Origin of the sequence: Streptococcus salivarius (assembly GCF_009738225.1) — a bacterium.
Classification (GTDB): domain Bacteria; phylum Bacillota; class Bacilli; order Lactobacillales; family Streptococcaceae; genus Streptococcus.
Map to the genome: position 1 here is coordinate 1,948,139 of NZ_CP018187.1, position 11,961 is coordinate 1,960,099.

Here is an 11,961-nt window from a genome sequence, read left to right on the forward strand (position 1 = left end):
ATATATTTTTTTACAAGTTGGTTAGTATTCAAATTGCTGTCTATAGATGAACTTATCATTCTTAAAGCTAAGTTTAGACTGAGGGTAACGCTCCATAATATCTTCGATCTGTTCATTGATTGACAGATGATTCTCGTACGCCTTGTGAGGTGCCTCAGCACTGTCTTGCGAAAGGGTTGTCTCTACAGAGAGGACCTGAACCTCACCACTTTGGTAATAAGACAGACGAACTAAGTTATTTTCTTGACCATGAGCTCTCAACAAGGCATTGTCCAAGAAGGTCGTTAGGACAGCTGATAAATCCACTATATCAATATGGGATGGGGATATAGGGTCTGGAACCTCCATGATAAAATCAATTCCAACAGCATGAAACTCCATATACTTACTCTCAATGACGGAACGTAACAATTGAGAAAGAAGGTTGGGAATATCTGGCATAACCTTGCTGAAGGGAACTTCTTCCTCAGATAGGTTTTGACTGTCTCCCTCTTGACTAGTAGCCAGAACAGTCTTAGCCTTCTTAGGTACAACTACCTTAGGCACTCCATCACGGTATAACTCCTGATAAAGATGGAGGATATGCCTACTAGATTCCTGTAAGCTCTGGAAATGACGTTCCTGCTCCTCTTTCAACTCCAGAAAAAGTTCATCCTTTATCCACTGATTGGCATAGGAAACAACGATAAAGAAGGCTCCTGTTGCCAATAGAACGACCAACTTAGCATAATTGTTAACCACTTCCACAGGCCAGATACTAGCAAAGTAAGGCATGAATTCATTTAAAAGCCCATATGAAAGAAAGGCAAAGCTAACCCCAATAACAATAGGGGTGAAGTGTATGCGCAAGCGCTCCTTTTCCTCGACCTGCAAATATTCATAGCCAATAAAACGGTGAACCAAGAGGTAAATAGGATAGGTAACTACCACACAGATAAACTCCGTTAAAGATTCTGGAATACGGCTAGTCAAGTCGGCTCCCAAAAGTAAAGGAAAGACGATTAATGACAAGCCCCGTATAATGATATTAGTTGTTCCCCAGGCATAAAAGCTATTAAATACCGGCTCTATCCATGGCAAGTCTGGACGTTTGTAATAACTAAAACAAAATAATATGAGAGGATTAAGTAAAAATTTGAATCCCATAGGAAGAAGGGGAGTCAAAACAACTGACAAAAGACCACCTAATAAAAGTAGCCTCCAAGAAATCTTGACCCTACCAGCTGCATGAAACATCAGATAATTGACAAAGAAAATCAAGAGTGTGTCTATAGATATTAGCCAATGAAAATCTTTAAAAACAGCAAATAGCGATTCAATAATAAAAGTCATTCTTTTCCCCCTCTCCCTTTAATCTGATTTAAGAAACTTCCTCAAAAATCCCCTAGGAAGCCCTTTTTACAACACTACTCATTATATAGCTTTTTGTAAGTTTTCACAATAATTAAAGTTCTAATAAAGTCTATAATACCTCTAAGAATCCATTTATTTATATAAGATGGACTTACTATTAAATTAAAGTTACAAATGTAACATAAAAAGTTGAGATAATTTTATCTCAACTTTTAGGTTATAACATTACTTTTTTAAGACTTTCACCCTTGTCAGGTCTAATCAGCTTTATAGTAGAATTGTTTGGCGTCAGATTGTGGTGATGCTGACTGGGTAATCAAAATACGGTCTTTAGTATTATCCGAACCGTCCACAAATCCCTGTACTGTCGGAAGCGTTACTCCCTTAGGAATAAAGACAATCGCTGCTCCGGAAATACCCATCCTTAAACTTGATGTGAGATAGCCATTCTCAAGTTTTCCATTTGTATTTTCAACAACATAATTCTCAGGAGCTGTTAAATTGTCCTTAGAAAAATTCAGACTTAAGCCATTCCCATTCTTCCAAGTCCCTTCTAGGCTTTGGAAGTTATTATCCTTGATAGCATTAACATCCATACCTGTTTGTTCGGTCTTGGTTTCCGTTTTTGATTCTGTTTTAGCCTCTGATGAGCTTGATGTTGACTCTGATGATTGTGAAGAACTTGAAGATTCTGAGCTTTCAGATGTGCTAGCACTAGAGTAATGCTTGAGCAACTCTTGGTAAGCCTCTTGCATGTCATCTGGTGCTACCTTATAGGTCTGAACAGCCTTCTTATCGTAATTGCCCTTCCAGTAGTTCGTCACATAATAAACGGTACCGTTGGAGCCTAGAACGATTTGGTAAGAATCCTTATCTTGGTCAACCAAATCCTTATAGAGCTTGTTGTAACCATTATAATTGCCACCAGTTTTATCATCAGCTGAAAAGTCCTTAAAGAGGGCTTTTTGTTCAGCAGCATCGTCTTCATACATAGCATGTTTCTTATCCTTCAAGGTATAAAGACGGAAGGATGATGTTGGGCTATAGTCTGCGGTCTTGCCACTATTCTCATTAATCCCTAAAGCAAAGGAATCAACCGTGTTTTTATAATCCTTGAAATCATAGTTTGAGACTTCCTTGCCATTGATGATACCACTCGGAACACCAGTAATATGTTCATAGCCATCCGCATTGATGAGATTAGCAAGGATGGTAATCGTTTGGCTGCTACCTTTTTCCTTAGGTGCCTTAAATGACAGGAAGGTTGGACTACCATCATTGACCTTGGTGATGCTGTCAAAGCTGCTTTGAACTAAAACAGCATCCTTGGCATAATCAGACTGATAGAGCCATTTCCCAAAAGCTTCCGTGATAGACTTAATGTCCTCAGTCGAATAGTCTGCAATATAAGTGGTTTCCTTATCACCATTGACATCAGTCTTAGTCTTGATATCTGCATTTGGCTTATTTGGATCGTTAGAAGACGATTCTGAGCTTGCATCACTACCAGAGGATGAACTACTTGATTCCAAAATATCCTTAATTATACTTTTAACTTGGCTACTTGAAGAACTAGACGAAGCCTCGCTAGACTCAACGACTTCAGAGCCTCCCTCAACCTGAGTATAGGTGTCTGATTCAGTCATTTCAACCTTCGCATCTCCTCCAGGTACCATACTTGGTGTGATACGGATAGTACCATCTGAGCTGCCGTTAGTTCCAGGCAACTTAAAGCTCAAAGAACGGTCTTCGCCGGCTTGGGCATTAGCCTGATAAGTATCCCCGGTCTCCGTATTTTTGACTTCGTATTTGTCTCCCTTGATCTTACGAACTTCAAAACGCACCTTGTTCCCGGTATTCTTATCGACAACGGTTGTGGCATAAACTCTTGAAGATGATGTAAATGCCGTGCTCTGAGTGTATTTTCCAAGTACCATGAAGACCAAAAAGACAATCAAGGCTAAACCGATAAACTTTTTATGTTTAAACTGTTTCATGAGGTCCTCCTAGATAAATAGATAGCCAACAACATAGCCAAAGAGAGCAATACAAATCAAGAGCAAAATTTCCAAAACTAAAAACCAGCTAAACTTGAGATTACCCAAACCAACCTTAGACAAAACTTGTCTGAATTTAGAATTTTTCTGTCTGCTCAAGCCACTAGAAAGGGCAAAACCAGCCTTAGCAGCTTCTGCGACTTCCTTATCACTTGGCTTGCGACCATGCTGCACTTGGAAGTCAATCAGCCATTCATCATATTGTTGCATTTATTTCTCCTTCTTCTGAAGTGTGACGAAAAAGAGTAGGGCATAAACTAGGCAATGAAGCACCAAGGCCCACCATTGTCCCCAGAATTCGCCTGTAGAACCTTGAAAAGCCTCCAACTGGCTCTTAGGGACAGGAACATGGTACTTAGCCAAACTAGATGGCAAGTCTGACAAGTCACTAGAAATCCCAAAAAGCTTGTGGCCATAACCTAGATAGATAAATTTTTGTACCCAATCAATGGCCTTTGGCAAAGACAGGATAGTTCCCGACAATGAAAATTGCATGATACCCACAACGACTGCTAGGATAACAGAGGTAATCTCAGATTTGCCAACCAAGGCTGAGATAAAGAGGGCAATAAAATGCGACGCCAAGAAAACCAGGAGCACTGTAATCCCAACTTCCCAACGGTAGGAACCAAAAATATGACCAGCATCTGGAAATTCCTTGTCAAAGAACTTACTAAAGACAGAGTAAGATAGGATAAAGACAATGGTTTCCAAAACGGCAAAGAAGGCGTGAATCCCCATACTAGCCAAGGCGAAGGCTGAACGACTCAAACCTGAGAAAAAGTCACGGTTGAGGACCGAGCGTTCCTTAGAAATATAAATACTGTTTTGAACCACAATCAAGAGACTGGTTGAGAAAAGCAAGAGAAAGAGGGTCATTCGAGTTGTTTCGAAATCTTTCAAAAATCCCTTGTCTTGGATATAGAGGATTAAGCCTTCAAAAGCGACAATGCCCAGAAGAACCTTCACAAAATCCATGTAGTGGTGTTTAAATTTATACCAACTTAATCGTAATGCTGCGTTCATAAGTCTCCCTAAATCTTGTAAATGCGCGTTGAAGCATTGAGCTCCTGGTAGACATCTGCGATATTCATATCCATATATTTGCGAATCATGTAAGGATCGCTAGTCTTGTATTCCAAAAGCAAGTCTTCATAAGTCCCTGCAAAGGTTGGACGTCCCTTAGACAAGAAGATAATCTTGTCAAAAATAGCCAGATTTTCTGTATTGTGGGTAATAACCACAATTGACTTGTTAGCTGATTTAGCCAAAATTTTCAAGGTACGTAAGAGATTACGGTCACTGAGAGCATCCAAACCTGAAGATGGCTCGTCAAGAATAAAGTAGGGACTAGGGCTAAGAAGCTCAATACCAATTGAGACACGGCGTTTTTGCCCGCCAGAAAGCTCTGAAATCTTCTTGTTTGCAAATTCCGTCAACCCTAAATCATCCATAATTCCTGCAATACGATGCTTTTTAGTCAGCTTACCACTTCCTTTCAGATGATGGTCCGCATAAAAATCAAAGGTCTCAGATACCTTGAGGTACTCACGTAGAAGATTTTGTTGGGGCACATAGGACCAAGAGCGTGAACCAGCAGTCACAGGTTTGCCATTTTCTAAAATACGAAATTGTTGGCAGGTTGGTTTAAGCTGGCCAAGGAGAATCTCAGTTAAGGTTGTTTTTCCTGAACCAGAGGCACCCAAGATACCGACAACTTGGCCAGTCTCCATAGTAACATCCAAATCTGTAAAGAGCTGGTTATCATTTCCCTTATATTTGAAACAGATATGTTCAAATGTTAATTGATTGGTTTCCATTAATATCTCCTAAGACATAAGTAACATCAAAGCCACAATTAGAATGGCTCCGATAATAAGAACGATGACATTGATATTGAAAAAGAGAATCAAGCTTAGTAGAATCACAAAGGCGAAGGCCGCAAAGAGGTAATTTTTAAGAGATGACTCTTTAGTTTGAGTCACCACAACAGGTTCAAAAGGGATTTCCTTTTTAGCTGTTACATTGCTAGTATCAGTGGTCGTTCCCTTTTCAGCTTCCAATGCCTTTCTCTGAGCCTGTCTGAGTTTTCGATCGTATTGTAACTTCTCATGGTCTGAGAAAAAGATTGAGCGAATCGTGTAGAGCTCACTACGCAAACGCTCTCCCTCTTTATCCAAGGTACCATTTGTCCAGAGCTCCTCCAGCTCTTCACGTAAAAAGGAAAGTGCCACGAAACAATCTTGAGCCGACATCTCTGGAGAGATACGGTTACTGACCTCTCTTAAATAAGATACTTCCTGTCCTGTCTCTGTATCAATTGCTTTGTAGTAGTCTATCATGAGATGAATTTAGCAAAAATAGCTTGAAGTTCTGACAAGTCTTCCTTAACCACTTCTTGGGTTTGGTTGACTTGTGCATTGACTGAAAAGCGTGCCACAACAGTATTGCTTCGAGGATCAGACACTGTTACGGTAACAATTTGTTCTGAATCGAAAGCATAGGTGACTTGTGCCAAAAGCTCGCCTTTCTGACGAGGTTGTGGCACTTGTCCTCCCACTTGTCCCAAAATCTTTACAGCAAATGGATTTTCATAATTTCCTTCTGTGATACGAAGTTTAAACTTACTCTGTCCATCCACGACCGCAAAGAGATCCTTGGTAACAGCCAAAGGCAAGACTGAGTTACGTGGAACCACGACACTATTATAGTAGTCACCCACAAAACTGTAGTTCTTGTTTGGATTTTTCTTGAAGAGCAGACCGATTCCCTGAGAGGTCACATCCTTGACAACCACTCTATCTGTCTCAGTTGTCTTACCATCCTGGTGCTCAGAGAAGCTAACCTCATTATTGACGATAAGGTCAGCCAAAATAGAAGCCCCTTGTGCCACGATAGTATCTGGATTAAGGTCAAACTTAGGTTCCAAACCACTCATCAAACGAATCATCTGACGAATCATTGGCATACGTGTTGACCCACCCACAAGGAGAATATGGTCAATCTCTTCCCATTTCAAGCCAGATGCTTGAAGGGTAGATTGCACCTTGATTTCAGTATCTTTGAGGAGGTCCAAGGTAATTTCATTGAAAATCGCTTGAGTTATCAAGACACCGTAACCTTGACCATTGACATAGTGCTCATAGAGAGCTTGGTCATTCACAGATAGACTAGTCTTAATCTGCTCAGCCTTATATTGAAGTTGAATTTTTTCCTTCTCGGAAAGGTTAGTCATATTGACCCCTTGTTTTTCCAACTCCTGCATGATGTAGCCCACAAGACGCTTATCAAAATCAATCCCACCAAGGCGTGAATTCCCGTCAGTTGCCAAAATATCATAGGCATGATCAGCCACGCGCATGATGGTAACGTCAAAAGTTCCTCCACCTAGGTCGAAGACCAAGACATTCCCTTGAGCATTTTTAGTGTGGGCATAGGCAATGGCCGCAGCTGTAGGCTCATTGATAATACGCAAAACATTAAATCCTGCAATACGACCAGCATTCTTAGTTGCCGCACGTTGATCTGACGTAAAGTAGGCAGGCACTGTGATAACAGCATCCTTGATACCATCTGCTTGGCCCATCTCCTGCCCAACTACATAGGCACGTTTACGAAATTCGTTCAAAACCAAGGCCGAAAGAATAATAGAATTGACACGTGTGTGGTCTGGTGTATCACTAGCAATGGGACGCCCAATATCACGTTTAAAATCAAATTTAAAGTTTTCTGTACTTCCGATTTCTGTCCCACGTTCAATGGCTTCCTTACCAAAAGACACATGATTTTGGCCACTAATATTTGAGAAATAAACCGCTGAACGTAAGACCTGATCGTCATTCGTCCCCATCGGAATAATCTCTGGCACATCTTCACGAACAACAGCCATAACGGAATTCGTTGTTCCTAAATCAATACCAATCGCTTTTTTTCTCATAACAATTTCCCTTCTAGCCTCATTTTGAGTTTACTTGACTATCGCTCCAAGCAGGCATCCGCTTAGATTATCTCCATCATCGCTGTCACATAAAACTTCAAAAGAGTAAAGTTATTCCAGTCTAGTTTTTTTCACTATACTATATTATCACAAATAAAGAGACTATAAAATAGGAAAAAAGGGAGTAGGACCGAACAACTTTTTAAAAATTGTTCCTTGCCCCACTCCCCTTGAGTATCAATCAATCTGATAGACTGGATGAACTTAGAAATACAGGAGTATTATCCACTTAAAGTGTCATGCTTTATAGCAACTAAGATACTCCTACTTTCTAAAAAAAGCTGAGAGTCTTATCTCAGCTTTCTTTGTTATAGTCAAAGTGGATGACTTGCTTCTTTGCATCTACATACGCGTGGACTCCGAAGGGAACAATGGCTCTTGGAGTTGCGTGTCCGACATTCAGATTATAGACAATTGGGATATTGCTATCAATGATGTCCATTAAAGCTTCCTTATAGTCGTCATAGAAGGTTTCATCCATAGGTTTCCCAACCAGGAGTCCACTGATGACCTCAAATATCCTAGTTTCTTTTAAAGTTTGCAACATTTTTTTGAAATCATCAGGTTCAGGCTTTTCTTCACTTGTTTCTAGCAATAGAATCTTTCCTTCCCAGTCGGATAAGTCAGGGAAAAGTTTGTATTTTTGGCAGAGGTCTGTGCTATCTGCGTGTAGAGAGTTGTCAAAGATATCGTAGAGGGATTCGAGGCAACCGCCGAGAATTTCCCCCTCGAACTGGGCAGTTCCTTGTAACAAGTCAAAACCTGTATTTGCATGGCTGACACGAGGTGTTCCCAAAGCTTTGGGACTAAAATCAGTCCGTTCCTCATACCAAACGTTACTAGGTCGAATTTCTGAGATTTTTCCAGTCTCAATCAATTCTTTAAAGTAGTGGAGGCTATATGGCAACATTTCTTTGTCTAACTCACAAATGTCTGCTAGAAATGATTGACCGTAAAAAGTATTGATTCCTAGTTTATGCAACATGAGGTGGTTCATGGTTGTATCCGAGAAACCGAGAAAAATCTTTGGTTTGATAACCTTTTGTAGTTGGTCATTTTCAAAGAGGTAGGGTAGCAAGCGATAGGTATCGTCCCCACCGATGGCGCATAGAATCATGTCGATGCTATCATCAGAAAAGGCATGAATCAAATCCTCTGCACGAGCTTCAGGGTGTTCTTTGATAAAGTCTAATCCTTTTAGTGAATGGGGCAAAAAGACAGGTTTGAGTCCGAGGTCCTTGAGACGTTGAATACCCAAGTCCACTTCGTGCTTGACAAAGTCTTCACCGATAATCCCACTAGATAAACTTATAATACCAATAGTAGAAACCATGTCTTGTCCCTCCTGAAAATAGATTGAGCCTATCTTATCACAGGAGATGAGATAAAACAATAGGTATTATATTAATCAGAGGTTCCCTCCACTAACTTAATCAATCGCATTCTCACCAACATAAATAATTTCTAAATTACCCAAGGAAACATCACCTTTGATGTAGAAGTCCTTGTTAGTTAAGTTGCTAGGATTTTCCTCATGCTGTACAGCTGAAAGAGAGTTATCCACATTCACATGTACCCGCCAATCACTGGGCACATAGAGGCTAAGACTTCCAAGAGAAACGTCCACATCAAACTGGGCAGATGGCCCCTCAATACGGCAATTATCAAAATAAACGGAAGCCTGTCCTAAACTAACTTCCGCACTCCCATGCGTAAATTGCTGGTCATTGAGATATTTGGTCACTACTGAAAAAGTGACATCAATATCATTTCCACCATTATTAGCGTCTGAACCAGTAGAACCCAGTCCAAAGCGATTCTTTGTTTTACTAGAAGGATTGAAGAGAATGTTCAAGCCAATAACTGCAAGAATGGAAGAAAAGATAAGGACCGAATTAGATACTGGAAGAAAATGGAACTGTCCATTAAGTGAAAATAGAGCCACAATGCCATAGGCGAAACCAAGACCAAAATGTCGCTTCAAAAGACTAGAAAGGGACAAAATTGCCAATAAGACTACCCAGGCCAACATCCAAATACTAATTTCCCATTTTATAAAATAGTCTTGTACAATTACCAAAGCTGCCAAAAGGATCAAGAGGATCCCAATTAATTTCTTTCTCATTATCTTACCTCATTTCGTTTAGTCGTTCTTTTAAAACTTGATAGTAGCGTCTTGATACATGGACCTGCTTGTGGGTCTGATAGAAATTCACCGTACTAGTCCCCGAAAAAGACTTCTCTAAAGAATAAATCTGCTTAGCATTAACAATCGTCGATTTGGAAATCCGACAAAAGGCAATCGGGAGCAACTCTTCTAATTCGTAGAGCTTTTGCTTCACCTCATAGGCCTCATCCTTGGTATGTCCAAAAATCTTTTCCCCGTCTGTTTCAAAAAAGAGAATATTTGCCAAATCCAGAAAATATTCGCTTCGATCCTTGTAAAAGGCTAAAGGAACTAACTTTTGCTTTAGAATAGATTCTTGGAGCTGGGCCAATTCCTGTGTTAACCGAGGAGCTCGAATCAAGATTTCAGGCTCATCCATGGATGGGTCCAATTCGATTCTAACTTTCATAATACTCCTTTCCTGTCCTTTTGATGCTTCCATTATAACAACTGCTTTACACAAAACAAGGCCTTTTAGGTAAGTGGCACGGTTTAGCCCCTAAGAGGTAATAACAGACAAACAAAAGAACCTGGCAATTGCCAAGTTCTTCATTTTTTAGTCTGGAGGACTAACCTCCTATTTGTAATCAGTTCAACAATGACTAGCTCTATGAGAAAGCATCTACTATTTCACAGTATTTTCACGACTCACATTTTGTGATTCGCCAGCCTTGCCATTGATACGGTAGTCGCTGTAGTTAGAACCATTGCTGCTAGAGTCACTATCATCACCAACATATTCTACATTACATGACCATGAGATTTTATCTTTGATATCTCCTGATGACTTGAATTTCGAATCATAACCATAGTAGAAATCATAAACGGCTGTGAAGGTCACCTTGAAGGTCTTCTCACCAGTCTGAACGACTTCTGTGACGTCAACGTCCGAGAAAGTAATACTATCAGCAGCACGGTTTTTAGCACCTGTAGTATTTTTATCAATATCAGCCGTTACATCCTTATACATGGTATCATCAGTACCATTAAGGAAAATATCGGATACACCATCTGGTGTCATGTTGTGATTAGATGCGTAGCTACCAAATTTACCGTAAGCAGCGGTCAAAAGACGATCTGCCGTATCACGGTCAAGAACACCATCAGCATCAAGAGTAACCGTTTGGCCTTCAGAGATTTTCTTAATAGACAATGTCTCTGTTTTAATAGAGCTACCATCTTCGAAATTCTTCTTAACATAAACAGCTGATGAACCTGCTACTGCTACCTTGTTAACATCTAGTTTCCCTGAGTTAAGGGTTCCAACTTTGGTACCACCAACGTAGAGGTCTCCGTCCTTAAGATTAGACTTAACGGTAAAGCTAAGATACTCTACAGAAAGGTTGACTTCTGTTTTAGAAGTAACATTTTCCTCAGATGAGACAGTGATATCTTGGTCATTGACCTTACCAGAAGCCACAAAATTGTAAGTTCCTGGATAGAGATGGTTCAATTTAGCCGTGTAGTTATTGCCATCTGTAGTAGCATAAGAAACTCCGTTAATAGTCACATTCAAATCAGCTGTATTAACGGTTAAATCAACCGTTCCAGGATCTACCACGACTCTCCACTTAGGAAAAATAAGGAACTGACGTCCAACCTTTTGCATACGTTCGCCAGACAGGAGTTGGCTCTTGCTATAGGCTTGTGTACTTTTAGTGTCTGTGTACTTGACTTCGGATGTTTTAATTTCCTTTTTAGTATCAGACCATACTTGGTATTCCAAGCTATCTTTAAAACTCTTCTTAGCTGCTGCTTCATAACGCTCTGCTACTTGACCACGTGAGTAGTAATAAGAACCAAAGCCGTAACCAGCAAGTGCCAAGACTGCTGCAACAACACCAGCAATAATCAAGATTTTCTTCCCTTTAGCCATGGCTGGCTTGGCTGGTTTCGCAGCCTTACCATCTGAGATAAACTGATGGATGGTTGACACATCATAACCTGAAGACTTACCAAGTAAGAATTCCTCAGGGAGAGGCTGACGTCCAACATAGGTTTTAAAAGCCTTCATCCAGATGGCTTGTGCTTCTTTAGAAGCAGCCTCTGAATTTTCTTCAGCTTGACCTTGATCTGCTTGAGATACTGGTGCAAGCTCCTCAGTTTCTAAAGGAGTCGTTTCCTCTTCATCACCAAGCGGTACATCTTCAAACACTTCCTCGGCAACGTCATACTCATCAACTTCTTCTGTTGGTTCAGAAGGAGTGGCTGCTTGGTCCAAGCCCATTGCCGAAATGCCTTTAATAGCCTTTAAGTCAAAGTCTGCTTTCTGGCCTTCTTCAATCTCCAAAGCATGGGGCGGACGACCAACTGCCTTTTCAAATAAATCAATCCACTTTTCTTTTGTTGCCATAAAGACTCCTATAAACTTGCTTTTTCAAAAATCG

At 40.4% G+C, this 11,961-nt stretch carries 11 protein-coding genes; all 11 read right to left on the reverse strand.

The window, feature by feature from the left end; all coding sequences use genetic code 11:
* Nucleotides 1–21: 21 nt before the first annotated feature.
* On the reverse strand, nucleotides 22–1,332 hold the full coding sequence (locus tag BSR19_RS08865; protein WP_156247014.1) for an ATP-binding protein: 1,311 nt from the start codon (nucleotides 1,330–1,332) through the stop codon (nucleotides 22–24).
* A 278-nt stretch (nucleotides 1,333–1,610) separates the two neighbouring features.
* Nucleotides 1,611–3,350 carry a DUF6287 domain-containing protein gene (locus tag BSR19_RS08870; RefSeq protein WP_156247015.1) on the reverse strand — a complete coding sequence of 580 codons (1,740 nt, stop codon included), beginning with the start codon at nucleotides 3,348–3,350 and terminating at the stop codon, nucleotides 1,611–1,613.
* Nucleotides 3,351–3,359: 9 nt separating this feature from the next.
* Nucleotides 3,360–3,620 carry a hypothetical protein gene (locus tag BSR19_RS08875; protein WP_156247016.1) on the reverse strand — a complete coding sequence of 87 codons (261 nt, stop codon included), beginning with the start codon at nucleotides 3,618–3,620 and terminating at the stop codon, nucleotides 3,360–3,362.
* On the reverse strand, nucleotides 3,621–4,436 hold the full coding sequence (locus BSR19_RS08880) for an ABC transporter permease (RefSeq protein ID WP_037604722.1): 816 nt from the start codon (nucleotides 4,434–4,436) through the stop codon (nucleotides 3,621–3,623).
* Between the two features lie 8 nt (nucleotides 4,437–4,444).
* Complete coding sequence (locus tag BSR19_RS08885; RefSeq protein ID WP_156247017.1) at nucleotides 4,445–5,230, reverse strand: ATP-binding cassette domain-containing protein; 786 nt, start codon at nucleotides 5,228–5,230, stop codon at nucleotides 4,445–4,447.
* 9 nt (nucleotides 5,231–5,239) lie between these two features.
* Nucleotides 5,240–5,752, reverse strand: coding sequence for a hypothetical protein (locus BSR19_RS08890; protein WP_156247018.1), 513 nt, complete (start codon nucleotides 5,750–5,752; stop codon nucleotides 5,240–5,242).
* Nucleotides 5,749–7,347, reverse strand: a complete 1,599-nt coding sequence (locus BSR19_RS08895) for an Hsp70 family protein (RefSeq protein WP_156247019.1) — start codon at nucleotides 7,345–7,347, stop codon at nucleotides 5,749–5,751. Before BSR19_RS08895 ends, BSR19_RS08890 begins: the two co-directional genes overlap by 4 nt.
* A 355-nt stretch (nucleotides 7,348–7,702) precedes the next feature.
* Entirely contained in the window at nucleotides 7,703–8,740 is a 1,038-nt protein-coding gene (locus tag BSR19_RS08900) for a S66 family peptidase (RefSeq protein WP_060972532.1), read from the reverse strand.
* 96 nt (nucleotides 8,741–8,836) lie between these two features.
* Entirely contained in the window at nucleotides 8,837–9,532 is a 696-nt protein-coding gene (locus BSR19_RS08905) for a hypothetical protein (RefSeq protein ID WP_060972531.1), read from the reverse strand.
* Nucleotides 9,533–9,536: 4 nt separating this feature from the next.
* A complete protein-coding gene (locus BSR19_RS08910) occupies nucleotides 9,537–9,983 on the reverse strand; it encodes a LytTR family DNA-binding domain-containing protein (RefSeq protein ID WP_037598460.1) in 447 nt (148 codons plus the stop codon).
* 216 nt (nucleotides 9,984–10,199) lie between these two features.
* Nucleotides 10,200–11,927 (reverse strand): zinc ribbon domain-containing protein, encoded by a 1,728-nt coding sequence (locus BSR19_RS08915; RefSeq protein ID WP_156247020.1) that lies wholly within the window; start codon nucleotides 11,925–11,927, stop codon nucleotides 10,200–10,202.
* Between the last annotated feature and the right edge of the window lie 34 nt (nucleotides 11,928–11,961).